This window comes from Paraferrimonas sedimenticola, assembly GCF_002282855.1.
Lineage (GTDB): Bacteria > Pseudomonadota > Gammaproteobacteria > Enterobacterales > Shewanellaceae > Paraferrimonas > Paraferrimonas sedimenticola.
The window spans coordinates 96576-122082 of the sequence record NZ_NRIR01000004.1 but is presented as its reverse complement, the minus strand read 5'-3'; the positions used below and the strand labels follow the sequence as shown (position 1 = coordinate 122082).

Below are 25507 nucleotides of genomic sequence, written 5' to 3'. Positions count from 1 at the left end.
CTTAGTTAGCTCCCTTGGCCGCAACCTCGGTCACATTGTCAGACTCTGCATCAGCATTATCTTCACCTAGTACGCGCACTGTCATACCTTCTTCCATGCTGTTCAAGACTGTCATGGCTACACGGTCACCGGCGTTTAAGCCAGAGTCGATGTAAACCGAATCCAAGTCGCTGCGAGCTATGGTGACGTCGCGATACTCAATAGTGTTGTCGTCTTTTACCAAAGCGATTTGGCCGTCCTCCACCAAGTGACGTGGCAAAATGGCCACTTGGGTTAATGGACGGCCTTTGATGCTGGCAGTAACGAAACTGCCAAACTTAAGCGGCATTTCGTGGCTGTCTTTTTTGCGCAGGTATGGGTCGTTCACTTCGGCTACCAAGTACACCATACGGTTCTCGGTATCGATGACGTTTTCGCTACGCGTGATTTGGCCTTTCCAGCTCACCGGCTGTCCCGCCAGTTCCGTGTTTAGCTCAACACTGGTATCTGGATTCGAGATAGATTGCAGATAAGCCAATTCGTCACTGGTCAGTGGCAGGCGAACCTCGGCGATGCGAGTGGAGTAAAGCTGTCCCAGATTCACACCGGTATTAATAAACTGACCCAAATCGACGTTGCGAGCTCGAATGAGACCATCGAAGGGGGCGCGAATTGTGGTGCGGTCAAGGTTGCGCTGAGCTCGAGCCAAGGCGGCTTCGGCAAATCGTACGTTGGCTTCTTCTTGCTTGCGCTGCGGAATGCGCAACGCCAATTCAGTGGGGACTTGGCTGGTGACACCGCGCCAGTTTTCTTCCGCTACACGGCCTTGGGCCACTTCTTCTTCCAAACGGGCAGTGGCTTGCGCCAAGCTGGCTTGGGCTTGCATCAGGTCTGCTTGATAATCGGCGGGCTCAATAACCGCCAAAACGTCGCCTTTTTTGACCATGGCGCCGGCAACAAAGTTATCGGATACGTCGACGAGTCGACCGGAGACTTCGGCGACCAGCTGGGTTTTAACTTTGGGATTAACAGTGCCGTAGGTGTCAATGCTGAAGTAGATGTCTTGCAGCTCTACCGGAGCCACTTCGATAATAGGGGCTTTAACCTGCTTAGGTTCGGTTTCTGGCCCTTGCTTGCTCGCAACTAAGGCGGCGGCACCAACAATTGCGCCGGCGATGATGAGAAACGGCATCGCTCTTCGTAGGTATATGTGCATCTTAAGTCTCGTGTTCCAATCCAGTTGCTTCTCGACTTATTGTCGATCCAATCTTCCGGTGAGAATTTTAATATTAGTACTCGGTAAGATTGTTGCTGTTATACCATAGCTTCCGCGGCGATGGGACAGCCCATTGCCGCGGATTTGTAATCATTTCTTACTCTTGGCTTTGCGCTTGGTTTTAGCGGCACCTTTCTTCTTGACCTTTTTCTTGGTGGGGGCCTTGGCTTCTTTGTGCTTTGGGCGCAATTCAGCGATGACACGGCGCTTCAAGTTTTGGTCGGTAAAGCGCTCAATTTTCGGAATGACGCCGATGTCGTGAGCTTCGACCAAAGAGATGGCAGTGCCTTTGGCTCCGGCTCGACCAGTACGGCCAATGCGATGCACGTAAATGTCGGCCTTGCGCGGCATGTCGAAGTTGATCACGTGGGAGATATTCTCGACGTCGATACCGCGAGCGGCGACGTCGGTGGCAATCAGTACTTTGGCTTCGCCTTTAACCAAGCGAGACAGAGCGCGGAAGCGGTCTCTTTGCTCCATGTCACCGCGCAAGAATGCGGCGGTGATCCCTGCCGATTGCAGCTTGCCCTCAAGCTCTGCCACGGTTTCGCGTTTTTTGACAAACACAATCGCGCGAGTCACTTCTTCTTGGTTGAGCCAGTGGCACAAGAGCGCGAACTTGTGGTCTTTGTCGTCGGCCAAATGCATCCACTGATGGATTTTACCGCTCTCGCGGCGAGGTGGTTTGGCTTCTAGGCGCTGCGGGTTATCCAGCAGCGCATCGGCAAAGGCTTCAACGCCCGGGCTGTTTAAGGTGGCGGAGAACAGCATAGTTTGCTGGCGCTTAAGTGCCGCCGTTGCAATGTCCTTCACGGTTTCTCTAAAGCCCATGTCGAGCATGCGATCCGCTTCGTCGATCACCAAGATTTCTACTTGTTCTAAGGAGAAAGACTCGTTGGCAATGTATTCCACCAAACGCCCCGGAGTTGCTACCAGCAAGTCCATGTTTTTGGCCAGCTGCTTGAGCTGAGGTTGGTAGTCCTGACCACCCGTGATAATGCCAATCTTGAGCTCAGTGAGGTGTGCTAGGTGCGAAGCGTACTGATGAATTTGCGCCGCCAGCTCACGAGTGGGGGTTAGCACCAAAGCACGGGCAGGACCTGGGCGTCGACGGGGAAAGTCGATAAGGTGCTGCAAAATTGGCAACAAGAAAGCGGCGGTTTTACCGGTACCGGTTGGCGCACTGGCAAGAATGTCTTGCTGATCCATCGCCAGAGGTAGCACGGACTCCTGAATCGTGGTGGGACGTTGGTGGTCCATACGTTCAAGGGATGCCATCAATTTGGCATCTAACAACAGGTGATCAAAAGACATTCAATAATTTCCAGTAAAACGAAACAAGTTGGCGAGTTAATCGACCATTATAACTTGAGGTAGAAGGATTTGGTTAGTGCCGCAAACTCTGCGGTGTAATTTTGTTGCTGGTCATAGACCTGCAATTTGCCCCGTTGGCAGTGATCCGGTGCACTAGTTAGCTCAATCAACACGCGATGAGGCGCTTTGTTTGGGGTGGAGTTGACCGCCACTAGACGGGAGGGGTGCAGCCCTACGTTGGCGCACTCCTTCAACAACGCCGATTCGGCGTCCAGAGGTACAATCAAACTGGCGCGTCCCCCAGTGGCCAAACTGCTGGCCAGACTTTGAGCCAGCTCGGCAAAACTCAAAGTCTCAGTGTGCCTAGCTTTGGCGCGCTTGGGATCTGGGCTCAACAAGCCGTTATCGAAGTAGGGCGGGTTGCAAATGATGTGGTCGAAACGCTGCTTGCTTTGAGCAAAGTCTTGCGCTGATTTTCCGATTAAAGTCAGTCGCTCGCGCCAGGGACTGGCGTCGAAGTTAGCTTGGGCACACTTAAGCGCATCCCAATCGATATCGATAGCCGTGATTTGTGCATTTGAGCGCTGAGCGGCCATCAGGGCCAACAGCCCACTACCGCAACCTAAGTCCAATAGGTTTTGCGCTTTGTCGAGCTGTGCCCAAGCCCCGAGCAACACAGAGTCGGTGGATACTTTCATGCCGCATCCACTGTCATCCACGCTAAAGGCTTTAAATCGAAATCCCAACGGCAAACCTACTATGCTTTGTTCAACCTGCGCTAGTTTACGCGAGAAAGGGCGGAAAATCAGTGCCACAGCGGTTATGACGCCAATAGAGCACGGCTGTAATGGAGGCGTTAGCCCTTTGTTGAGGGCTTAGTACTGTTTGCTCGAGTTAAGCCGGCTTAGCTTGAATGTCGGGATTAACTCTGTTATCTCTTGAACCATATGCGTTACATTTGAACACTTTATTAACTTGGCGAGCGAGCCAGTCCTGGTAATTCAAGCCGCTAAGTCCAATCCGTTACGGAGTTAATTTTGCAACAGAATCAATTGTCGTTGGCTGACACTCTCGGCCTAGGCTTTATGACATTCGCCTTTTTCTTGGGCGCCGGTAACCTGATCTTCCCACCTTTGGCTGGACTCATGAGTGGTGAAGCAATGCCGATGGCCATGATGGGCTTTATGCTCACCGCGGTGGGACTGCCTTTGCTCACCTTGTTTGCCGTGGCCAAAGGCAATGGCACCATTATGAGTCTGTTGCCGCCGGTTGTCGCAATTACCGTGACTGCCGCGATTTTCATCATTATTGGCCCGGCTTTCGCTGCGCCAAGAACCAGCTTGGTCGCCTACGAGATTGGTTATAAGCCTTTCTTTGCCGACGCCAACGCGACCAGCCAAGCCCTATACACAGGTGCCTTTTTCGTGGTGGCCATGGTGCTCTCCCTGTACCCGGGACGACTGTTAGATACCGTGGGTAAGATCCTCACGCCAGTGATGATTATCCTGCTGATGATCCTGTCCACTTCTGTGATGTTCTACGACGGTGCCGATGCGCTGCCAGCCTCGGGTAATTTTGCCGAAGGCGCTTTTGTGGCCGGTGTGCTGGAGGGCTACAACACCATGGACGCTTTGGCTTCTGTGGTGTTTGGTGCGCTAATCATCGACGTTTTGCGCAAAAAGCAAATTACCGACCTAAACCAGCAAAACCGCTACCTAGTGATTGCCGCTGTTATCGCTGCAATCGGTTTGGCTGGGGTTTACTTGCCGCTATTTGTCTTGGGCTCACAAGCGGCTGAGCTTGCTCCTAACGCGGAAAACGGTGGCCAAATCCTAAGTGCTTACGTTAGCTCTGCCTTTGGTGGTCCTGGTTTGGTCATGCTGGCCGCGGTAGTGACCTTGGCGTGTTTGACCACAGCTGTGGGTCTTATCAGTGCCTGTTCTGACTTCTTCTCGGAAACCTTTAAGCGACTGGAATACAAGCCTTTGGTTGTGCTTTTCTCTGTGGTTTGTGCGGTGATTGCCAACGTGGGGCTGACTCAACTAATCGCCATTAGTGTGCCAATTTTGGTGTCTGTTTACCCTGTGGCTGTGGCACTGGTAATCGTAACTCTGTTGCGTGACCGCTTTGCCGACCCGGTCACAGCACACCGCGTCGTATTCGCTTTTGCCCTTTGTTACGGTCTAATTGACGGCATGAAAGCTGCTGGCCTGGATATGTCTTTCGTGCAGCGTTTAAGCGATGTATCTATGGGTTGGGTTATCCCGACAGCTATCGTAGTATTTGTATTTACTCTGCTAAAACAAAAACCTCAGTCTTAAAGGGGCTCAATGTCCGAATCCGTTGTAGAGGCGTCGCTGCTAGCAGTAGACGCCTTTGTCGAGCACTTGTGGTTGCAACAAGGGCTCGCTGACAACACTCGCGCCGCCTACCGGCGCGACCTCACTGATTTTGCTCGTTTTGTTCAAACCAAAGGCACTTTGCTGCAAGCTCAAGGCGATTGGGTGCAGGACTATCTGGCTGACAGGCTAGAGCGTCAGCTCAGTGCTAACTCCACCGCCCGCTGCGTCAGTGCCTTGCGGCGCTTTTACAAATGGCAGCAACAGCTTGGGCGCATCGAGCACAATCCGATGGCGCTGATTCAGCCGCCAAAAACTCAACGCAAGCTACCGACCAGTTTGTCGCAGACTCAAGTGGAAGCTCTGCTCAACGAGCCCGACGAAAGTGAGCCGCTCGAGCATCGCGACTTAGCCATGTTGGAGTTGTTGTACGCCTCGGGATTGCGAGTCAGCGAACTGGTGGGGCTGACCATTGACCAACTCAATTTACGCCAAGGACTAGTGCGAGTCATGGGGAAAGGTGGCAAGGAGCGCTTGGTGCCCATTGGCGAGCAAGCAATGGCTGTGATTAGCGACTACTTGGCGGGCTCTCGTGGTGTGCTACTAATGGAAAAACGCTGCGACCATGTGTTTCCCAGCCAACGCGGCAAAGCCATGACCCGCCAGACCTTCTGGCATCGAATTAAACTGTATGTGGCGCGGGCTGGGATTAAAGCGGATATTTCGCCCCATACGTTGCGACACGCTTTTGCCACCCATTTGCTCAATCACGGCGCTGATCTGCGGGTGGTTCAGTTGTTGCTGGGCCACTCGGACTTATCGACCACTCAGATCTATACTCATGTAGCTAAAGCCAGATTGCAGGCCTTGCATCAGGCCCATCACCCCAGAGGCTAATCAAATCCGGCGAATGAGAAGCGGGCAGTGCAGGCTAGACAGCGCAAAAAAATCGACACTGTATTTGCTTTCAATAGACGGTGTCAGTAAGTTTATTCGCACACCTCGGGTCATGTATTCTAACAGGCGCATGTTTTATAGTGATGGCGCTTACACGACTCATCCAACGCGGTAATAAAAGGACAATTCATGTTTCAAGTTAAACCTTGGTTAGTTGGGCTTGGTTTTATGCTCACTCCTCTGATGTCGGCACAAGCTGCCACTGACGGTGATGCAGACCTGGCCCTCAAAAATCAATTGCAACAGCGCCTCAATATTCAAATCGAATCCATTGAGCCTGCGCCGGTTGAAGGCTTGTTAGAGGTCATGTCCGATCGCGGCTTGCTGTACGTGACTAGCGACGGCAGCAAGATGTTTTACGGTCAGATTTATCAGCTTGATGACATGACTAACCTGACCGAGAAAAAGATGGGAGCCGCTCGTCTGCGTCAACTGTCGCCGTTTGAGCAAGACATGATTGTCTACAAGGCCAAGAACGAGCAACACGTGGTGACGGTATTCACGGATATCACCTGTGGCTATTGTCGCAAATTGCACAAGCAAATGGACGAGTACAACGAGTTGGGTATTACCGTGCGTTACTTAGCCTTCCCACGCGGCGGGTTGAACTCGCAAAGCCATCAGGAACTGTCATCGGTTTGGTGTGCGGACAATCAGCGTTCAGCCATGGATAGCGCCAAATCTGGTGGCAAAATTGCCAGCAAGACCTGTCAAAACAGTGTTGACCGCCAGTTTGCTTTGGGCCAACGCTTCGGGGTCAACGGCACCCCTGCGATGGTGTTGAGCGATGGTAGTTTGGTCCCTGGTTATCAGCCACCAGAGCAACTAAAACGCGTCTTGGACGCCAACTCAAAATAATTTAAAAGCGATCCTGAGTGAGCCAAATTCAAGCCATTCGCCGTCGTCCTTGGGTGGACGACGGCCATCTTAGCCATCCCATTCCACTCATTCGTCAGCTGTATGCGCGCCGAGGCGTCAGCAGTGAGGACGAATCCTTAACACTACAGCGACTTATTCCGCCACAAAGTATGTTGGGCCTAGACAAGGCGGCACGACGGATGGCCGACGCGCTGCAAGCCGGCGAGTCGATTTTAGTGGTTGGGGATTTCGACGCTGACGGGGCGACATCGACCGCGATTTGCTTGTTGGGATTGCAACGGATGGGGGCTACCAAGGTCGACTTCCTGATCCCCAACCGCTTTGATTACGGCTACGGTCTGAGTCCACCGCTAGTGCAACTGGCGGCCAGTCGCGGCGCTCAAGTACTGCTTACGGTAGACAATGGCATTTCTTCTATCGACGGTGTGACTCTGGCCAATGAGTTGGGATTGGATGTGGTGGTCACCGACCATCACTTGCCTGGAGAACACCTACCTGAAGCTCACGCGATTGTGAACCCCAATCAACCCGGCTGTCAGTTCGCCAGCAAAGCGCTCGCCGGCTGTGGCGTGGCCTTTTATTTGATGTCGGCGATTCGCGCGGAACTCAAGGGGCGCGGTTGGTTTGACACTCGTCCTGTGCCGAATCTTGGCGAATTGTTGGATATTGTAGCGCTTGGCACGGTGGCCGACTTGGTACCACTGGATGGCAACAACCGGATTCTGGTGCAAGCGGGACTCAAGCGGGTGCGCAGTGGTCAAACTCGACCTGGCATTCAAGCGCTGCTGGAAATTGGCAAACGTCGTTTGCCCCGGGTGGTTGCCAGCGACTTTGCGTTTGCGGTGGCACCGCGCCTGAACGCCGCCGGTCGTCTTGACGATATGGCGCTAGGGGTAGAGCTCTTGTTGTGCGATGACCCCAATCAGGCACAGCGCATGGCGCAGCAACTGGACTTGCTCAATCAAGAGCGGCGCGAGCTGGAAGCGGAAATGCAGCAAGATGCGCTAGCGCACCTGCAAGCCATCGAGTTTGGTGGCGAGCTGCCATGGGGTTTTGCGCTGTTTGACGACAATTGGCATCAAGGCGTGATTGGGATTCTGGCGTCGCGGCTGAAAGAGCGCTACCACAGACCCGTGATTGCCTTTGCTGATGGTGGCGATGGTCAAATCAAGGGCTCTGCGCGCTCGATTCCAGGTTTGCACATGCGCGATTTGCTCGAACGCATTAACGCGCTTCATCCTGGCATGCTGATCAAATTTGGCGGCCATGCGATGGCGGCCGGACTGACCATCAAGCGCAGCGATTTTGAGGCTTTTGAGCAGGCCTATCAGGACAACATCAAAGCCAGCATCGACGCCTCGGTACTCGAAGGTGAGTTACTTAGCGATGGTGAGCTCAGCGCGGCCGAACTCAATCTCGACAATGCGCAGGCGCTGCGCGATGCAGGACCTTGGGGCCAGGGCTTTGACGAGCCTTTGTTCGACGGGGAGTTCTTTATTACTCAGCAGCGAATCGTTGGTGAGAAGCACCTCAAGTTGCAACTTCTGACTCAATGTGGCTCGCAAGAGCTAGACGCCATTTGCTTTAACGTGGATTTAGAGCGTTGGCCTGACGCCAATGTCTCTAAAGTTCAGCTGGCGTATAAGCTTGACGTCAACGAGTTTCGCGGCCACCAAAACGTACAGCTGTTGGTGCAACAGATTCAGGCGTGTTAGCGCGAGCGGGTTAGGCGAAAGTCCAGCTGCACCACTTTGCCGGGCTGACGCACCGCTTTACCACCGATCCGTTTAGGTTGATAGCGCCACTTTTGTAGGGCGCTAATCGCCGCTTGATCAAACACATCCACAGGCTCAGAGGCCACCACCCTTATCTCATCCACCGAGCCGGACTCGGTAATGGTGAACCCTAACTGCACCCATCCTTGAATTCGGTCTCGAGCCGCAGCAATTGGGTATCTAGGCTCGATGCGAACTAAGGGGGTGGCGTTAGCGTCGCCTTGATAGTGGGTTTCTGCTTCCAAAGAGCCCATGCCGCCCAAAGCCAAACCACCAAAATCCAATTGACTGAATTCAATCTGGGCCAGCTCAGGTGAGTCGACTTGCACCGCCGGAACTTCAATTTCGGGGCGTTGAGGGGAGATTAAAGGTTCGGGAGGTGGTAGCTTTGCGCGATATTTTAGCGTCGGCTCGCTGTCCTTGAGCTCCATTGTGATGATTATCGTGGGCACAATCGGCTCCATCAGTGCCGCGCGCTTCGCGCCACCGCTAATAAGCTTGGCCATAAAGCCGAACAACGCAAAGGTCACTACTGTGCCTAACAGCAGGGACCAAAGAGCACGCTTCATAGAAGACCTCAGTCGTCCTGCGTGCCCCTAAGTATAGTGATTAAGCCTTTGTATCGCCGGAATTAACTCGATGCTTTAAAGTCCAACTCAGCGCACGAGAAAGAAAAGGGCGCGGGCGTTGGGGTTAGCTGTGAATGACTTGATAAGTTTCAGTCCAGTCCACCGCCTCAGCGTACGCCTCGGCCACGGCTTCGTAGCTCAGCATCAGCTGGCGCGCCGCTTTGCCTGTGTTGTACCAGCTGCCTTTTTCGTAATGGCGAACCGTGTTGAGGATGTGGAATAAGGGAGTGCGTTCGGCTTCGGTCAGCGCGACAACGATTTCCTGTCGCAGCGGCAACTGTTGCAACAACTGCTCAAGAGGACGGTTGAGAATGGCGTCCAACAAGGAAAGTAAGCCCACTACAAACGCAGCTTCGGCTAGCTTAGGGTCGTACAGTTTGGCGACCAACTCGCAAAAACGCGCCCGCAGTACTGACAGGCGAATCAATTCCCGCGGTTTTTTGCTGGCGCAAACCGCACTGACTAACAGCAGACTCAGTTTTCTTAGCTGAATATCGCCCAAATACACCACAGCCTGCTTAATCGAGGCAATGTCCTGAGTGTTGGGTAGCGTGCCCGAGTTAACAAAGCGCAGTAGCCGATAAGTAAGGCCTGTGTCTCGCTCAAATACCGCAACCATATTGTTGATGATGATCTGGTCGCGCGAGGCTTCGCGATATAACTCGACCATCATTGCCGAGGCCGACTCTAAATCCGAGTGGACTTCCAGTTCAGGCTTGCAGAAAAAATAGCCTTGGAAAAAGTGAAAGCCCAAACGGCGCGCTTGCGCAAACTCTTCTGGAGTTTCGACTCGCTCCGCCAAGAACTTCAATGTGCTGCTTTCGCGCAGGCGTTTAACCAGCGGCTCGACCTCGGCCAATGGTGTGCGCTGAATGTCGAACTTAATCAGTTTCACGTAGGGCAAAAAACGCTCCCACCTAGGCTCGTAGACAAAGTCGTCTAAGGCTAAGTGATACCCCGCTCGGTACAGCTTTTTACAAATCTCCAGCACAGCATCGCTAGGCTCAACTGTCTCCAGAATTTCAATCACGACTTGCTCGCAAGGCACCACTTCGGCAAGGCCAGCTTTCAGGGCTTTTTCCGGAAAGTTAATCAGCGCCGGTTTGCCGCCGGTGATCTTCTTGAGACCAGTGTTGAGGTGGGTGCGCATGATCAGTCGCGCGGTGGCCTCATGCGGGTCAACATCGGGAAAGATGTTTTCCGGGCCATCGCGATACAAAAGCTCATAGGCAACCACTCGTTGTTGGCGGTTAAAGATGGCTTGGCGGGCGGTGTAGATCTTCAAATTGGGTCCTAGCAGCGCTGCATCCAGCAGCGCTTTTGTGTGTTACAGCGCTCGTGTGGCCTGTTTTAGCCATGCCAAATCACTGCCGGTCAGTTCAGGCGACAGGGCTTGGTAAACCAATTGATGATAGTCATTAAGCCAATCGCGCTCGGCACGGGTTAGCAACTCGGCATCAAAAATGCGCAGGTCAAATGGAATCAGAGTCAGAGCTTCAAACTCCAACATATGACGCTCGCTGTGGGCCAAGGCTTCACAACGACGCACCGCCACCAAGTTTTCCAGACGAATGCCGTAACCGTCCGCCTGGTAATAGCCAGGTTCATTGGACAGCACCATGCCTTCAAGCAGTGGCACGCCATTGGCGTTCTTGGCGATTCGCTGTGGTCCTTCGTGAACACTTAAGAAGTGCCCCACGCCGTGGCCCGTGCCATGGTCGTAGTCCAGTCCCTGTTGCCACAGAGGCAAACGAGCTAAGGCGTCCAGTTGTTGTCCTGAGGTGCCTTTAGGGAACTTGGCCTGATCCAGCGCGATGTGACCTTTAAGGACTAAGGTTGCGCGCTCGCGCTGTTCGTCGGTGATATCCCCAATGGCGATGGTACGGGTCACATCGGTAGTGCCGTCGAGATACTGACCGCCCGAGTCCACCAAGTACAAGCTGTTCATTGGCAACATGGCAGGGGTGCCATTGTTGTGATTGTAATGACACATGGCGGCGTTGGCACCAGCGGCCGAAATGGTATCGAAACTCGGCTCTTGATACTTATCCATTGGTGCGCGGAATTCGGCGAGCTTATCTGATAGCTGGCCTTCGTCGTACAAGCGGCCAGCGGCCACTTCGCTATCTAGCCAAGCCAAGAAGCGGGTCACTGCCACACCGTCGCGGCGGTGGGCTTGGCGTAAACCGTTAAGCTCGACCGGGTTCTTTTGCGCTTTAACTAAAGCCACAGGATCGGCTCCGGCGATCAAACTGGCACCTGCGCTTTGAGCGCGCAATTGGCCCCAAGCGTTGCTGCTGTTGGGGTCGGCTAATAGTTTCACATCCTTTAAGCCATCCAGTGCGGCAGCAAAATCGCTCTCGGGGTGAAAGCTGACGCCTTTGCCTACGTGCTCAACGGCAGCGGCTTCTATAAGCTCAACGTCCAAGAACACTTGCATATCGCCATTAGCGTGCAATAAAGCGCTGCCCAGAAGCGCTGGTAGACGCGGAATGTTGTGGGAGCGCAAGTTGGTCAGCCATGCAATCGAGTCTAGCGCGCTGATCAGTGCCACATCCGCTTGGGCTTTGGCGACTAACTCTCCGATTTGCTGGCGCTTTTGCAAACTGCTAGCACCGGCGCTGGCATCGTCAAAACAGAAAATCGGTTGGCTAGGTGCGGCAGGGCGGTCATTCCAAGCGCTGTCCACTGGGTTCTGCTCGACGGCGCTCAGTTGCAGACCGGCTTTTTCTAACTCTAGCTGCAGCGACTGGAAGTCGGCGAGGGTGTGTACTCGAGCGTCAACACCGACAGTCTGACCCCGGCTCATGTTGTCGATAAGCCAGGCGCCTAGCGGGTCGTCGGTCAGCGACTGGTAGCCAAATAGCTCGCCATCCACTTGGGATTGAACCTGCACTGTATAGCGACCATCGACGAAGATAGCGGCACTATCGGCTAAAATCACTGCATGACCTGCGGAGCCGGTAAAGTCGGTCGCCCACAACAAACGCTCGTTGTGCTCAGGCACGTACTCGCCCAAATACTCGTCGGCACGTGGGATAACAAAAGCATCCAGCTGTTGCTTGGCCATCAATTCCCGGATGGCGGCTAGTCGTGAGGCAATGATTTGCGACATGAAGATTCCTTGGAGTGTTACGGCTTGCCGAATGACCGGCAAACGCTCGGAATTTGTGATTATTTCAATGGCCTTGGGTATAGGTTTATGCCAAGGCTTAGGGTAAAATGCCCGGTTTCTATTGGCGCCTGCATTAGCGTCAGCTAGTTAAGACCTAGCCGCAGCATCGGCGAGCCCTAAGAGTAAATTGAACCCATGTTTGAAGTAAACCCAGTACAGAACAAAATTGTGGAGTTGTCGGAACGGACCAACCTCCTTAGGGGGTACCTTTGACTACGACGCAAAATCTGAGCGTCTAGAAGAGGTTACCCGCGAGCTTGAGCAGCCGGAGATTTGGAATGAACCGGAACGCGCCCAAGCCCTAGGAAAAGAGCGCAGTGCGTTAGAAGCCGTGGTAAAGACCATAGATACCATGGATTCGGGTTTAGAAGATGTGGAAGGTTTGGTGGAGCTAGCGGTTGAAGAAAACGACCAAGACACCTTTAACGATGCCGAAGCCGAACTGGCCGAACTAGAGAAACGCTTAGAAGAGCTTGAGTTCCGTCGCATGTTCTCTGGTGCACAAGACGCCAACGACTGCTATTTGGACATTCAAGCAGGTTCGGGCGGCACCGAAGCCCAAGACTGGGCCAGCATGCTACTGCGTATGTACTTGCGTTGGGGCGAAGCCCACGGCTTTAAGACAGAGCTGATGGAAGTCTCCGACGGTGACGTGGCGGGTATTAAAAGCGCCACTATCAAGTTCTCTGGCGAGTACGGCTTTGGTTGGCTGCGCACCGAAACCGGCGTGCACCGCTTAGTGCGCAAATCGCCGTTTGATTCTGGCGGTCGTCGTCATACCTCGTTTGCCTCTGTGTTTGTATTTCCTGAAATTGATGACTCAATTGAAGTGGACATCAATCCGGCTGACTTGCGAATCGATGTGTATCGCGCCTCGGGTGCTGGTGGTCAGCACGTTAACAAAACCGAGTCAGCGGTGCGTATTACTCACTTGCCCACCAATACCGTGGTGCAATGTCAGAACGACCGCTCCCAGCACAAGAACAAAGATACAGCGATGAAGCAGCTGAAAGCTAAGCTGTATGAACTTGAGCTGCAAAAGCAAAACGAAGCCAAGCAAGCCTCGGAAGACGCCAAGTCGGACATAGGCTGGGGCAGCCAGATTCGCTCTTACGTTCTCGACGACAGCCGCATTAAAGACTTGCGCACCGGCGTTGAGAACCGCAATACCACTGCCGTCCTAGACGGTGACTTAGACAGATTTATTGAAGCCAGCCTGAAATCCGGGCTGTAAACGTGACCTACGAGACTTTGTAATGACAGATCAACTTCAAGACGAAAACAAACTGATTGCCGAACGTCGTGCCAAGCTGGACAAGATCCGCCAGAGCTGCAAGGCCAATGGTCACCCAAACGACTTTAACCGCGAGCACCTAGCCGCCGACCTGCAAGCGCAATTCGGTGAGTTCGACAAAGAAGCACTGGCCGAGCAGGGCAATCAAGCCGCTGTTGCCGGTCGCATCATGGCGAAGCGCGGGCCTTTCTTGGTGCTGCAAGATGGCTCTGGCCGCATTCAAGCCTACGCGCCAAAAGAAGTGCAAAAAGAGCTGAAAGCCATTGGCGGTTTGGACATTGGCGACATCATTGGTGTTGCCGGTGAACTGTGTAAATCGGGCAAAGGCGACCTGTACGTCAACATGGACAAGTACCAGTTGTTGACCAAGGCACTGCGTCCATTGCCTGAGAAGTTCCACGGCCTGACCGACCAAGAGCAGCGCTACCGTCAGCGTTACGTTGACCTGATCATGAACGAAGACACGCGCACTACCTTTAAGTTGCGCTCAAAGATCGTCAACGCGATCCGCAACTTCATGGCTGACCACGACTTCATGGAAGTGGAAACGCCTATGATGCAGGTAATTCCAGGTGGCGCTTCGGCGCGTCCGTTTGTGACTCACCACAACGCCCTAGACCAAGAGATGTTCTTGCGTATTGCGCCTGAGCTATACCTTAAGCGTCTGGTTGTGGGTGGTTTTGAGCGTGTATTCGAGATTAACCGCAACTTCCGCAACGAAGGCCTGTCGCCGCGTCACAACCCTGAGTTCACCATGATGGAGTTCTACTGGGCTTATGCGGATTACAACGACCTGATGGACCTAACCGAGTCCATGCTGAAAACCGTCACTCAGCAAGTACTGGGTACCAGCAAAGTGAAATACGGCGAGGTGGAGTTCGACTTTGGCGCTAAGTACGCTCGTATCTCAATGAAGGACTCAGTACTTGAGCACAACCCAAGTGTGACTGCCGACCAGCTTGAAACATTAGAAGCGGCCAGCGCTGTGGCCAAAGGTCTGGGCATCGAAGTGGAGAAGAGCTGGGGTCTGGGCAAAGTGATCACCGAGATCTTTGAAGAGACGGTAGAGCACAAGCTGATTCAGCCTACCTTTATTACCGAGTATCCAGCCGAAGTCTCGCCATTGGCGCGTCGCAACGATAACGATCCCTTCATTACCGACCGCTTTGAGTTCTTCGTTGGCGGGCGTGAGATTGCCAACGGCTTTAGCGAGCTTAACGACGCTGAAGACCAGGACCAGCGCTTTAAGGACCAGGTTGAGCAAAAAGACGCGGGTGACGACGAAGCCATGTTCTACGACGGTGACTACATCACCGCCCTTGAGCACGGTTTACCGCCTACTGCAGGACAAGGTATTGGTATTGACCGCTTGGTGATGCTGTTTACCGACAGTCACACCATTCGCGATGTGATTTTGTTCCCTGCCATGCGTCCGCAAGGTGTTCAGAGCTAAAATCTCAGCAATTCTTGCAAAGCCCGCCGCTCTTGGCGGGCTTTTTTGTATCTGAAGCTGAATAAAAGTTCCTTAATCGCTCAGCTTTTTTAAGGTTATTTAGCGTCTGAACGACAGCCGTTCATTTGTGAACTTGTTAAGCCTTCTATCTTTTGATGTAACTTATTGAGTTTGTTGGCTTTAGTGTAATTTTAGATGAGATCTCGTACAGGTATATTAGGAATTACTGTTCAACTTAGGTTCAGTTAGAAAACCCTACACTGCAATTCAACACGTCGGGGGTCTATTCCGGCTAGATAAACAAATTGATACGGGTAAAGACTCACATGAAAAAAGTATTAGGTTTAGCGTTGGCCTCTTTGGCTTTCGCCGGTGCTGCTCAAGCAGCAGGTGATGAGAACTTCAAAGCGGCTGAGCTATTGGTAGGCACTACCTTTGGTGAGCAAGGCAACTTGCACGCATACTACGAAACCAACTCTGACGTTGGCTACCACGAGTTTGGTATCGGTTATGACTTCCGTGACGTAGCGGTTGAAGGTCTGACTTTGACTCCTCACTACGCTTTCATTAAAGCAGTAAACGGTGGTGACGATAAGCACCGCGCTCAATTCCGCGCTACCTACAAGTTCGCTGAGAACTGGATGGTTCGTGGTGAGTACCGTTACACCGGTGGTTCTCAAGACCAAAACAAAACCTTGCCAGAAGGCACTCCAGGTCGTGGTAACGCAGACAAGTTTGACGATGTTCACCGTGGCCGTATCGGTCTAGGTTACGACTTCGGTCGCGTTAACGTAACTTACGATGCGTTCGCATTCCGTCAAACCAACGACATCATCGCTGCTCGCGAAAACCGTCGTAGCTGGACTGCTCAAGAAGTTCAATTGAACCTGAACACTGGCACTGGCGTTACTCCTTTCGTTCGTTTCATCCACACCTCTGACGGTGGCGCGGCGACTCAGAACAAAGCTGACGACAAAGCCCTATTCGGTCTGAGCTACTGGTTCTAAACCCCAGTACAGACTTGATAAAACACCTCGCCTCGGCGGGGTGTTTTGCGTTTAAGGCACGAACTTTCGAGATTCGCCACAGTGAGCGGCGAAGTTGCGCAAACACCTGATGTGTCAATAAAAACACAGCCAGCGGCGCAACTCTCGATAGACTAATAGTGCTCAAAAACATATTAGCCAATGGCCTTAAAACACCTCGCTTTCGCGAGGTGTTTTGCGTTTAGGGCAAAAACTTTCGAAATTAACCACAGTGAGTGAGTCAAACATGAAACATTTATCAAAACTGGTCTTTCTAGGATTGTTCGCATCAAGCGCAGCTTTTGCCCAAGGCGATAAGAATTTCCTGCCTGCCGAGCTCAATATTGGCACCTCATTTGGTAACGCTTTTGCCTTCTATGAGACCACTTCTGAAATTGGCTATCACATGTTTGGGCTTGGCTATAACTTCAAAGACATACTGACCGAGGGCTTGACCATAGCACCGACGGTAGCGCACATTGCTGGAGTGAACGGCGCGCAGAACAAGAACCGAGTTCAGCTTCGCGCGACTTATACCTTTTTGGAAAAAGCCTTTGTACGAGCTGAGTATCGTTATACCAGCGGCGACAAGCGTGTCGAACTGACTGAGCCAATGAGTGAATATCGCAACCTCAACTACAAGTTCGACGATCAGCAGCGTGCCCGTTTGGGAATAGGCTATGACTTTGGCCGAGTGAAACTCAGCTATGACGTGTTTGCGCACCGTCAGGACAACGATGTAATTGCGGCTCGCCAAAACCGCCAAGAGTGGACCAGCCAGTGGATCCAAGCCGATCTGAATACAGGTACTGGCTTAACCCCATTCGTTCGATTCACCCACACCTCTGACGCCGGTTTGGCTGCGGGCAACCGTCCAGACGACAAAGCCTTATTCGGCCTGATGTATTGGTTCTAATTGACTTCGCCAAACCGGGTAAATGCAAAGCCTAGCAGTCGCTGGGCTTTTTTGTGCGCATATTGAACACGCATACAAACAAGTTGGCGTAAAGGGCTAGAATTTCCGAGTTTAAAAACTATTTTTGGCACTCTTTGTTTCTTTTGTTTTTGTATGGTTAATAAAGCGAGCTATTGTTGATTTATTACCGTTAAAACATGGTGTTGCGTGATGAGTGTCTCACTTTTTAATTGGCGCCAAGTGATCTGGATCACGTCGCAGTTTTGAGTTTTAAAGCTCGGTAATTCAGGATTGATTTAACTATTAAAAACGCCCTTGAGGCGTGTTAGCAATCAACAAAAACTGGGTTTCATTATGTTTCGTTCTCTTTCCAGCAAGATCTTTGGCGGACTCTTCATCGGTCTGTTATTTGGCACGCTGATTCAATACGCATTGGTCGATATTCAATTCTTCAGCGGTACAGTGGTGGAGTTGGCTAGCGGTGCCGGCACCATGTTTGTCAGCCTGATTAAGCTACTGGTCGTCCCTCTGGTGTTCTTTAGTATTGTCAACGGCATTTGTGGCTTGAAGGACATGAATACCTTCGGTCGTCTAGGCGGTAAGACTTTTGGCTTTTATATCGCCAATACTCTGATTGCCATTTCGGTGGCCTTAGTGATTGCCATGGTGCTGCAGCCAGGCAGAGGGCTGGACTTGACCGGCATGAGCAGTGCTGAGATTGCAGCCACCGAGCTACCTAATGTGATCCAGCTGATTGTTGGCATTATTCCGGATAACCCAATTCAAGCCTTTGCCGAAGGCAACATGCTGCAAATCATTTTCATGTCACTGCTAACTGGCGGCATCATCAAAAGCCTTGGCGAAGCCGCAGCACCAGCGCAGCGTTTTTTCGCTCAAGCCAACGCCATCATGATGAAGATGATCACTGTCGTGATGCAGCTGGCACCTATTGGTGTGTTCGCGCTGATGGTGACTCTAGGTGCCACTTTAGAAGCATCAAGCTACCTAAGTGTACTGGGTTATATTGGCCTAATTTTGAGCCTGCTAGTGCTGTGGATCTTCGTGGTGTACCCAAGTCTGGTGGCTTGGAAAACCAATGTGAGTGCTGCGGAGTTTCGCCGTAAGACCCGCGAGCAGTTCTTGTTCTCGCTATCGACCGCCAGCTCTAACGCCACTATCCCAGTGACAATGCGTACCCTGACTGAAAAGCTTAACGTAAAGCCAGCGGTCGCGGGCTTTGGTGTGCCGCTGGGAGCGACCATGAACATGGGCGGTGTGTCGATTTATATCACGATTGCCGCTGTGTTTGTGGGGAATGCCTTTGGCGCGCCAATTGGCTATGAGCAGCTACCGGCATTGGCCTTCTTCGTCTTCTTACTGTCAGTGGGCGCCGGTGGCGTACCCGGTGGTGGTATGGTGATGATTGGGGTTCTGATTCATCAAATGGGCCTGCCAATCGAAGCCTTTGCCCTTGTGGCCGCACTAGACCGTATCATTGATATGTTCGTAACCTCGGCCAACGTGGTGGGTGATAGTGCTGTGGTAACCATTGTGGATCGCAGTGAAGACGATGCCGTAGCCGCACCGGCAAAAGCGCCAGAGTTAGCGACAGCGAACGCCTAACTCAAGCTTGCTCCACTGTTTACAACCGCGGCTCAATCGGCCGCGGTTGTTGCGTTTTAGGCCTTTCCTAGTTGAAAAATAGTGAAACGTGAGCTTGAGGTTTGCACTGAGTAAAGGGTTGCGAGTAGAGTGAGTGACTTGCAAAAATTCCAGAGACAATAAGCATTATGACCGCCAAGACTCACGACTTACGCATTGAGCGGATTAAAGAGTTGCTGCCACCAATTGCAGTCACCGAAAAATACCCAGCCACCGAGCGCGCCATCGATACGGTCGTTGGTTCGCGCACGTCGATTCAAAAGATTTTGACGCGCAAAGACGACCGCTTGTTAGTGATCGTTGGACCTTGTTCGATTCACGATACTGACGCCGCGATGGAGTACGGTCGCCGTTTGGTTAAGCTGCGCGAACAATACAAGGACGACTTAGAAGTGGTGATGCGAGTTTACTTTGAGAAGCCGCGCACCACTGTGGGGTGGAAGGGGCTTATTAACGACCCGTACATGGACAACAGCTTCCAACTCAACGATGGTCTGCGCATGGCGCGCAAGCTGCTGCTAGACCTGAATGACTTGGGTTTGCCGACCGCGGGTGAATTTTTGGATATGATCACCCCGCAGTACGTGGCGGATTTCATGTGTTGGGGCGCGATTGGTGCCCGTACCACAGAGTCTCAGGTGCACCGTGAGCTAGCCTCGGGTTTGTCTTGTCCCGTGGGCTTTAAGAACGGTACCGACGGCACCATTAAAATTGCCATCGACGCCATTGGCTCGGCCAGTTCGCCGCACCATTTCTTGTCGGTAACCAAATACGGTCACTCGGCGATTGTCGCCACTAAGGGTAACGAGCACTGCCACATTATTTTGCGCGGCGGTAAGCAGCCGAATTACCACGCCGACGATGTGGCCGCGATTACCCAAGAGTTAGAGAAAGCCGGTTTGCCCGCCAACATTATGGTGGACTTCTCCCACGCAAATAGCCTCAAGCAATACAAGCGTCAGTTGGATGTGAGCAGTGATATTGCCGGCCAGATTAGCGCGGGTAATTGCAATCTGTGTGGCGTGATGATTGAAAGCCACTTAGAAGAAGGTCGCCAGGATTTGGTTGAAGGCCAACCATTGGCGTACGGTCAGAGCATTACCGATGCCTGTATTGGCTGGCCAGACACTGAGCAGGTGTTGGCTGAGTTGGCGCAATCCGTGCGCCAGCGTCGCCAAGCTTAAGGTTTGGTTACCGCCTTTAATTGGGCCAGTGGCTGCTGCTTGTCATCAAGCAATTGTAGGCGCTGGCCTTTGACATTGAACGACTGGGTCTTGCCTAACACTGTCGATACTTGACGCTCAAGTTCGCTGCCCTCGGCACACATCTTCATGGTGCTGGCCATTAGACCAAAACTCAGCGCTTTGCCTTTTTGCTCGATAGCGCCATTAAAGCTGTTGCAGCCATTAAAACCGCCGACTTTCTGTTGGTCTTGGTCAAACTCTAAATAGGCTGCTCTGCCTTGCTCACCGCTTGCCAGTTCGCCATCGCTAAGCGATTCAAACTGCCAATGTACTCCATATAAGCTACCCATGGCGCTTTGTACCCTTTTCACCAACACCTGACGGTGCGGTTTGTTTTCGTCAAAAGCGGCGATGTACTCGTCATTGGTGTACATCAAACGGCCGTTGTGCTCGATCCGCGCTCGCAGTGCGTATCTATGATTGTTCTTGAATTCGATATTCTGAATTGCAAACTCAAACGGGTAGGGCGGTGCATTTACCGTGTTGAATTCGGCGTGCGCTAACACTTGCGAGGGAGCGTCCGCCAGTGAAACATCTTCGAGATAGACTTGTAGGGTGGCATCCTCAGGCAGTTTTATCTTCTCGCGATAGTAAACCTCACCGGTTAGTACTTCAGGTGTGGTGGACTGTGCAGGCGGATTTGGCTGACACGCTGCCACGCCGGCCACAAGGGCAAGCAGGATGCCGCTGCGCAGTATAGAGGGTGCTCCCATGGAGTCTCCTTTTTGGAATCGAAGCTGAAAATCGAATGAGTAAAAGCACATGCTTTGCTATCTGTCAGTTTCGACCTTGGTTTGCGAAAGAAGTTCGCATCGACTGTGCGAATCGGTATGCTAGTTACATAGATTTAACAAGAGGATGCGCTATGTGGGTTGAAGGTAAAGTGATGCAACGCATCGACTGGAATAACAAGCTGTTTAGCTTGCGTATCGATGCGGATATTGCGCCGTACACCGCCGGTCAGTTCATTAAACTCAGTCAAATTAAAGACGAAAAACGCGTGGCTCGCGCCTACTCTCTGGTCAATGGCGAAGGCTCTGACTTTCTTGAGGTTCTAGCGGTGGAGGTGGAAGAAGGGCAGTTGTCGCCTAATCTGCACCAGCTTGAGCCGGGTGACAGCATTCAAGTCAGCGCCAAGGCGGCGGGCTTTTTGGTGGTCGATGAAGTACCTGCGGCTAAAAATTTGTGGCTGTTGGCTACAGGTACCGCGGTCGGGCCCTTTGTGTCTATGCTGCAAGGGCAAGCCATTTGGGATAAGTTCGAGCGCATTTATTTGGCCTATGGCGCCCGCTTTGAAGAGGACTTGGCCTATCGCGATCAACTGGATGAGTTTGTGCAGCGTGCCCCTAAGCGCTTTGCTTGGCAGCCGTTGATCACTCGAGAGGATTTCGAGGGCAATCTTAGAATGCGAATTCCTCAGGCGCTGGAGCAGGGCGTCTTGCAAAGTCAATGGGATTGTCCGATTGTGGCAGACGATTGTCAGTTCATGCTGTGCGGTAATCCAGACATGATTCAAGAGACGGTGGAGTGGCTTAAATCGCAAGGGTTGCAGAAAAACCTTCGCCGTAAACCGGGCCAGATTACTGTGGAAAAGTATTGGTAATCAGTACTCTAATGTCTGTTTGGACTAAAACTTGTTCAACAGCATTCGGTCAGTGTGCAAGTTTTTACCACTGGCCATTTTGTGATTGACCTCACATTCAGTTGGCGCTTGAATAGCGCCCCTTTCGCTTTTGCGATCACTGAATGAGGACAATCCCAATGCGCCACCTTGTACTAAGTTTCTGCCTGCTAAGTGCCTCGGCTATGGCCGAACTGGCAAACCCTGCTGATACCTACCAAGAGCTAGTTAGCGCTAGTGGCGAGATTGCGTTTCCTGCAGACTTTCAAACTCAGCTGATTCACCTAGGCACCAATGCCGTGATGGGCGAAGGTGGCGAAGTGCAAAACCTCAACGGTATTTACACCCAAAAACTGGCGCTTGAGGCTTTCAACCAAACCGGCGAGTGGCCTGATGGCACTGTGTTTTTTAAGGACATCAAGTTCGCCAAGGCAGAAAAGCTCAACACGGGCACGGTTTACCACCAACAAGGCAGTGACATTTTCTTTGTGATGGTCAAAGACACGCGCGGTCGCTTTGTATCTAGTCCGCATTGGAGCGATGGTTGGGGTTGGGCCATGTTTGACCCAGAGCCAAAGGCCAACGTCAGCCCAAACAGCAGCTTTTGCAAAACTTGTCATGCGCCACGCCAACACACCGATTGGTTGTACATCGACCAATACCCAGCACTGATTGCGCCCAAGCACTTAGTTAAATAATTCGCCTGAATTAAAAAAGCCCCTACCAGCTTGGCTGATAGGGGCTTTTTGCTAACTGGCGAAATTAGAAGTCGTTGCCAACAATTTCGCTTTTATTCGACGCTTGTGGCACGTGACACTGAGTACAGTTGTACCACTTGTTGTCCAGTTGCTGATCGGCGCCAATGTGGCTTGAGTGCACAGGACGCTTCTTGCTAACACCGTGACAGTTCAAACAAGAGTTCTTGTCAGCCGTGATACTGTAGTCCTTGTGCGGAATCAGCGGTGGCTGGTGGACGAAACCACGCTCCATGCTCTTACCCATTTTCGGGTACTCAGGCATGGCATCGGCCGGACGAACCGTGCTGATGTCAGCTGGACCGTGCAGCGACTTAACTGCAACCGGCTCGGCCTGTGGTTCGCTCATTTGTCCTGAGCAAGCGCCAAGTAGTAAGGCGACTGCGACAACGCTTAGTGATTTTTTCATTGTAATATCTCCGCCTTAAACCTTAGTTACCTTCACAGGACACTTCTTGAAGTCCGTTTCTTTCGACAATGGGTCGGTGGCATCAAGCAATAGCTTGTTGACCAACTGACGCGCGTCGAAGAATGGCATGAAGACAACGCCACGAGGCGGCTTGTTGCGACCTTTGGTCTCTACACGAGTACGTACTTCACCACGAGGTGAGGCTACCTTCACTTCGTCACCGCGAACTAGACCGCGAGACTTAGCGTCTTCTGGGTGCATGAAGATCTGCGCGTCTGGGTAAGACTTGTGGATCTCAGGTACACGAGCGGTCATCGAACCTGTGTGCCAGTGCTCCAATACGCGACCTGTGCTCATCCACAAATCGTACTCTGCGGTTGGCTCTTCAGCGGCTGGCTCGTATGGCAGTGCGAAGATAACCGCTTTGCCGTCTGGCTTACCGTAAAACTCAAAGCCTTTACCTGGCTTAACGTATGGGTCAGAACCTTCGGCGTAGCGACGCACGGTTTCTTTGCCGTTAACCACAGGCCAACGGTAACCGCGGCTGGCGTGGTAGGCGTCAAAGTCGGCCAAGTCGTGGTAGTGACCGCGAGTAAAGCCGGCGTACTCTTCGTACAAGCCTTTTTGAATGTAGAAACCAAAGTGGTCTGACTCGGTGTTCATTTCACCTTTACAGTCGCTCACTGGGAACTTGTTCACTTCGCCATTGGCAAACAACACTTCGTACAAGCTCTTACCTGCGTACTCAGGCTTCTTAGCAATCAGCTCGGCATCCCAAACATCTTCGACTTTGAAGCGCTTAGAGAACTCAACTAGCTGCCACAAGTCAGACTTGGCGCCTTTTGGCGGCTCAACTTGCTGGTGCCACATTTGCGTACGACGCTCGGCGTTACCGTAAGCACCTTCTTTCTCTACCCACATCGCAGTCGGCAGAATTAGGTCAGCGGCCATGGCGGTCACGGTTGGGTACGGGTCAGATACCACGATGAAGTTTTCAGGGTTGCGGTAACCTGGCAGTGCTTCGTCGTTGGTGTTCGGACCGGCCTGAATGTTGTTGGTACACATGGTCCAGTAACAGTTCAGTTTGCCGTCTTTGAGCATGCGGTTTTGCAGAACCGCGTGGTAGCCCGGCTTAGGTGGAATGGTGCCTTCAGGCAGCTTCCAGCGCTTCTCAGCAGCTTCGCGGTGCTTAGGATTCTTAACCACCATGTCCGCAGGCAGACGGTGGGCAAAAGTACCCACTTCACGAGCAGTACCACAAGCTGAAGGTTGACCGGTCAAGCTGAATGGGCTGTTACCAGGGGTAGCGATTTTGCCGGTTAGCAGGTGAATGTTGTAAATCATGTTGTTGGCCCAAACACCACGTACGTGCTGGTTGATACCCATGGTCCACAAGCTCATCACCTTGATGTTTGGATCAGCGTAGGCTTCGGCCAACGCAATCAAGTTCTCTTCTGGTACACCAGATTCTTTTGAGGCACGCTCAAGGGTGTACTCAGATACGAAGGCTTTAAAGGCTTCAAAGTCGATCGGTTTTGCACCGCCGTTGCCAGGGTTCTTGGCTTTCTTCTCCAGCGGGTGATCCGGACGCAGACCGTAACCAATGTCGGTCACACCTTCAACGAAGTTGACGTGCTTACCAACGAAGTCTTTGTTGACCTTGTTGTTCTGAATAATGTAGTTGGCGATAAAGTTCAGAATGTACAAGTCGGTTTGCGGCTTAAAGATCAGCGTGTTGTCAGACAAGTCGCAAGAGCGGTTTTCAAAGGTCGACAGTACGTGAACTTTAGAGTTTGGATTGCCTAGGCGACGGTCTGATACGCGAGCCCACAAGATTGGGTGCATTTCTGCCATGTTGGCGCCCCAAAGCACGAAGTGGTCAGCGGCTTCGAAATCGTCGTAGCTGCCCATTGGCTCATCCATGCCGAACGCACGCATAAATGCGCCTACCGCAGAGGCCATACAGTGGCGAGCATTTGGATCGATGTTGTTGGTACGGAAACCGGCTTTGTGCAGTTTAGAAGCGGCATAACCTTCCCAAACCGTCCACTGGCCTGAACCGAACATACCTACAGAAGTTGGGCCTTTTTTAGCGATAGAGGCTTTCCACTTGTCAGCCATGGTGTCTAGCGCCACGTCCCAGCTCACTGGAGTGAACTCACCGTTTTTGTCGTATTTGCCGTCTTTCATACGCAGCAGTGGCGAGTCTAGACGGTCCTTGCCGTACATAATTTTCGACAAGAAGTAACCCTTGATACAGTTCAAGCCCTTGTTGACTGGGCTTTCTGGATCACCTTGAGTCGCAACAACGCGACCTTTTTGGGTACCGACTAAAACGGAACAACCCACACCGCAAAAACGGCAAGGGGCCTTGTCCCATTTGATCTCGCTATCTTTGTCAGCAGCTAACACTTTTACCGGGATGCTCACACCCGCAGCGGTAGCGGCAGCAGCGACAGCGTTGCTCTTTAAGAACTGGCGACGACTGATGCTCATGCGTTCCTCACTTTTCAATATTGGTATTTATTCGATGGGTTCGATTTGGTGATACACCAGAGTGGCAGATAGCACACCTGGGGTTTTGTTAATGGCTTCTACGCCGTCGAGCAGGCCTTTTTGCGACTCGCTTTCAACGGTGACTACTAGCTTGCCTTGATCATTGGTGGCGTGGACTTCAACGCCGGCTAGCGCATTGATGCGCTCGGTGACTTTAGATTCGATATCCGGTTGGCAATGGACAACCAAAGAGGTGACTTGATATTCGTCGGCCATGGATTTGCTCACTTCCTGAGAAATTGGTTTGCG

Annotated in this window: 22 protein-coding genes; 12 read left to right on the top strand and 10 right to left on the bottom strand. The window is 52.3% G+C overall.

Annotation, left to right across the window (positions count from 1 at the left end):
- Position 1: 1 nt before the first annotated feature.
- From CLC93_RS08585 to CLC93_RS08575, 3 genes are all read right to left on the bottom strand, one after another.
- On the bottom strand, positions 2-1195 hold the full coding sequence (locus CLC93_RS08585) for an efflux RND transporter periplasmic adaptor subunit (protein ID WP_095505551.1): 1194 nt from the start codon (positions 1193-1195) through the stop codon (positions 2-4).
- A gap of 150 nt (positions 1196-1345) precedes the next feature.
- Complete coding sequence (gene srmB / locus CLC93_RS08580; protein WP_095505550.1) at positions 1346-2569, bottom strand: ATP-dependent RNA helicase SrmB; 1224 nt, start codon at positions 2567-2569, stop codon at positions 1346-1348.
- 47 nt (positions 2570-2616) lie between these two features.
- Entirely contained in the window at positions 2617-3384 is a 768-nt protein-coding gene (locus CLC93_RS08575) for a tRNA1(Val) (adenine(37)-N6)-methyltransferase (protein WP_245837129.1), read from the bottom strand.
- A gap of 222 nt (positions 3385-3606) precedes the next feature.
- Here CLC93_RS08575 and brnQ point away from each other — a divergent pair, with 222 nt between their 5' ends.
- The 4 genes from brnQ (at position 3607) to recJ (ending at position 8459) form a co-directional block, all read left to right on the top strand.
- Positions 3607-4890 (top strand): branched-chain amino acid transport system II carrier protein, encoded by a 1284-nt coding sequence (brnQ, locus tag CLC93_RS08570; protein WP_095505549.1) that lies wholly within the window; start codon positions 3607-3609, stop codon positions 4888-4890.
- A 9-nt stretch (positions 4891-4899) separates the two neighbouring features.
- Positions 4900-5805, top strand: coding sequence for a site-specific tyrosine recombinase XerD (xerD, locus tag CLC93_RS08565; protein WP_095505548.1), 906 nt, complete (start codon positions 4900-4902; stop codon positions 5803-5805).
- Between the two features lie 189 nt (positions 5806-5994).
- Positions 5995-6723 (top strand): bifunctional protein-disulfide isomerase/oxidoreductase DsbC, encoded by a 729-nt coding sequence (gene dsbC, locus CLC93_RS08560; protein WP_095505547.1) that lies wholly within the window; start codon positions 5995-5997, stop codon positions 6721-6723.
- A gap of 17 nt (positions 6724-6740) precedes the next feature.
- Positions 6741-8459, top strand: a complete 1719-nt coding sequence (gene recJ / locus CLC93_RS08555) for a single-stranded-DNA-specific exonuclease RecJ (RefSeq protein ID WP_425439843.1) — start codon at positions 6741-6743, stop codon at positions 8457-8459.
- On the opposite strand, the gene CLC93_RS08550 is transcribed toward recJ, so the two are convergent.
- From CLC93_RS08550 to CLC93_RS08540, 3 genes are all read right to left on the bottom strand, one after another.
- Positions 8456-9088, bottom strand: coding sequence for an energy transducer TonB (locus tag CLC93_RS08550; RefSeq protein WP_095505546.1), 633 nt, complete (start codon positions 9086-9088; stop codon positions 8456-8458). The genes recJ and CLC93_RS08550 overlap by 4 nt on opposite strands.
- A 124-nt stretch (positions 9089-9212) precedes the next feature.
- Positions 9213-10433: an EAL and HDOD domain-containing protein gene (locus CLC93_RS08545; protein WP_095505545.1), complete on the bottom strand. Its 1221-nt coding sequence runs from the start codon at positions 10431-10433 to the stop codon at positions 9213-9215.
- 42 nt (positions 10434-10475) lie between these two features.
- Positions 10476-12263, bottom strand: a complete 1788-nt coding sequence (locus CLC93_RS08540; protein WP_095505544.1) for an aminopeptidase P family protein — start codon at positions 12261-12263, stop codon at positions 10476-10478.
- A gap of 195 nt (positions 12264-12458) precedes the next feature.
- Here CLC93_RS08540 and prfB point away from each other — a divergent pair.
- The 6 genes from prfB (at position 12459) to aroG (ending at position 19857) form a co-directional block, all read left to right on the top strand.
- Positions 12459-13557 (top strand): peptide chain release factor 2 gene (gene prfB / locus CLC93_RS08535; protein WP_169902917.1). Its coding sequence is split into 2 segments (ribosomal slippage): positions 12459-12533 and positions 12535-13557, totalling 1098 coding nucleotides; the frame shifts between segments, so codons are not numbered across the junction.
- A 22-nt stretch (positions 13558-13579) separates the two neighbouring features.
- Positions 13580-15070: a lysine--tRNA ligase gene (gene lysS, locus CLC93_RS08530; RefSeq protein WP_095505543.1), complete on the top strand. Its 1491-nt coding sequence runs from the start codon at positions 13580-13582 to the stop codon at positions 15068-15070.
- 326 nt (positions 15071-15396) lie between these two features.
- Entirely contained in the window at positions 15397-16077 is a 681-nt protein-coding gene (locus CLC93_RS08525; protein WP_095505542.1) for a hypothetical protein, read from the top strand.
- 265 nt (positions 16078-16342) lie between these two features.
- Complete coding sequence (locus tag CLC93_RS08520; protein WP_095505541.1) at positions 16343-17011, top strand: hypothetical protein; 669 nt, start codon at positions 16343-16345, stop codon at positions 17009-17011.
- Positions 17012-17365: 354 nt separating this feature from the next.
- The gene (locus CLC93_RS08515; RefSeq protein ID WP_095505540.1) at positions 17366-18634 is read left to right on the top strand and encodes a dicarboxylate/amino acid:cation symporter; all 1269 of its coding nucleotides are present in this window, start codon (positions 17366-17368) and stop codon (positions 18632-18634) included.
- 167 nt (positions 18635-18801) lie between these two features.
- Complete coding sequence (aroG, locus tag CLC93_RS08510) at positions 18802-19857, top strand: 3-deoxy-7-phosphoheptulonate synthase AroG (protein WP_095505539.1); 1056 nt, start codon at positions 18802-18804, stop codon at positions 19855-19857.
- Here the strand turns inward: aroG and CLC93_RS08505 are convergent.
- Positions 19854-20630, bottom strand: coding sequence for a YbaY family lipoprotein (locus CLC93_RS08505; protein WP_169902915.1), 777 nt, complete (start codon positions 20628-20630; stop codon positions 19854-19856). The genes aroG and CLC93_RS08505 overlap by 4 nt on opposite strands.
- A gap of 152 nt (positions 20631-20782) precedes the next feature.
- Between CLC93_RS08505 and CLC93_RS08500 the strand changes: the two genes are divergently transcribed.
- Together CLC93_RS08500 and CLC93_RS08495 are read left to right on the top strand one after the other, a co-directional pair.
- Positions 20783-21520 carry a ferredoxin--NADP reductase gene (locus tag CLC93_RS08500; protein WP_095505537.1) on the top strand — a complete coding sequence of 246 codons (738 nt, stop codon included), beginning with the start codon at positions 20783-20785 and terminating at the stop codon, positions 21518-21520.
- A 158-nt stretch (positions 21521-21678) separates the two neighbouring features.
- The gene (locus CLC93_RS08495) at positions 21679-22236 is read left to right on the top strand and encodes a cytochrome P460 family protein (RefSeq protein WP_169902913.1); all 558 of its coding nucleotides are present in this window, start codon (positions 21679-21681) and stop codon (positions 22234-22236) included.
- A 64-nt stretch (positions 22237-22300) separates the two neighbouring features.
- Here CLC93_RS08495 and CLC93_RS08490 read toward each other — a convergent pair whose 3' ends face one another.
- Genes CLC93_RS08490 through CLC93_RS08480 form a run of 3 tightly spaced genes read right to left on the bottom strand, consistent with a single transcriptional unit; the run spans position 22301 to position 25474 of the window.
- Entirely contained in the window at positions 22301-22702 is a 402-nt protein-coding gene (locus CLC93_RS08490) for a nitrate reductase cytochrome c-type subunit (RefSeq protein WP_095505535.1), read from the bottom strand.
- 15 nt (positions 22703-22717) lie between these two features.
- On the bottom strand, positions 22718-25198 hold the full coding sequence (gene napA / locus CLC93_RS08485) for a nitrate reductase catalytic subunit NapA (protein ID WP_095505534.1): 2481 nt from the start codon (positions 25196-25198) through the stop codon (positions 22718-22720).
- A gap of 27 nt (positions 25199-25225) precedes the next feature.
- Positions 25226-25474: a chaperone NapD gene (locus CLC93_RS08480; protein WP_095505533.1), complete on the bottom strand. Its 249-nt coding sequence runs from the start codon at positions 25472-25474 to the stop codon at positions 25226-25228.
- Between the last annotated feature and the right edge of the window lie 33 nt (positions 25475-25507).

Excerpts from the sequence above, each read along its gene's own strand:
- CLC93_RS08585 (WP_095505551.1), bottom strand. The coding sequence starts at position 1,195 with ATGCACATATACCTACGAAGAGCGATGCCGTTTCTCATCATCGCCGGC.
- CLC93_RS08520 (WP_095505541.1), top strand. The coding sequence starts at position 16,343 with ATGAAACATTTATCAAAACTGGTCTTTCTAGGATTGTTCGCATCAAGC.
- srmB (WP_095505550.1), bottom strand. The coding sequence starts at position 2,569 with ATGTCTTTTGATCACCTGTTGTTAGATGCCAAATTGATGGCATCCCTT.
- CLC93_RS08505 (WP_169902915.1), bottom strand. The coding sequence starts at position 20,630 with ATGGGAGCACCCTCTATACTGCGCAGCGGCATCCTGCTTGCCCTTGTG.
- aroG (WP_095505539.1), top strand. The coding sequence starts at position 18,802 with ATGACCGCCAAGACTCACGACTTACGCATTGAGCGGATTAAAGAGTTG.
- CLC93_RS08515 (WP_095505540.1), top strand. The coding sequence starts at position 17,366 with ATGTTTCGTTCTCTTTCCAGCAAGATCTTTGGCGGACTCTTCATCGGT.
- CLC93_RS08540 (WP_095505544.1), bottom strand. The coding sequence starts at position 12,263 with ATGTCGCAAATCATTGCCTCACGACTAGCCGCCATCCGGGAATTGATG.
- CLC93_RS08495 (WP_169902913.1), top strand. The coding sequence starts at position 21,679 with ATGCGCCACCTTGTACTAAGTTTCTGCCTGCTAAGTGCCTCGGCTATG.
- CLC93_RS08500 (WP_095505537.1), top strand. The coding sequence starts at position 20,783 with ATGTGGGTTGAAGGTAAAGTGATGCAACGCATCGACTGGAATAACAAG.
- CLC93_RS08480 (WP_095505533.1), bottom strand. The coding sequence starts at position 25,474 with ATGGCCGACGAATATCAAGTCACCTCTTTGGTTGTCCATTGCCAACCG.
- CLC93_RS08525 (WP_095505542.1), top strand. The coding sequence starts at position 15,397 with ATGAAAAAAGTATTAGGTTTAGCGTTGGCCTCTTTGGCTTTCGCCGGT.
- xerD (WP_095505548.1), top strand. The coding sequence starts at position 4,900 with ATGTCCGAATCCGTTGTAGAGGCGTCGCTGCTAGCAGTAGACGCCTTT.
- dsbC (WP_095505547.1), top strand. The coding sequence starts at position 5,995 with ATGTTTCAAGTTAAACCTTGGTTAGTTGGGCTTGGTTTTATGCTCACT.
- napA (WP_095505534.1), bottom strand. The coding sequence starts at position 25,198 with ATGAGCATCAGTCGTCGCCAGTTCTTAAAGAGCAACGCTGTCGCTGCT.
- CLC93_RS08550 (WP_095505546.1), bottom strand. The coding sequence starts at position 9,088 with ATGAAGCGTGCTCTTTGGTCCCTGCTGTTAGGCACAGTAGTGACCTTT.
- CLC93_RS08490 (WP_095505535.1), bottom strand. The coding sequence starts at position 22,702 with ATGAAAAAATCACTAAGCGTTGTCGCAGTCGCCTTACTACTTGGCGCT.
- lysS (WP_095505543.1), top strand. The coding sequence starts at position 13,580 with ATGACAGATCAACTTCAAGACGAAAACAAACTGATTGCCGAACGTCGT.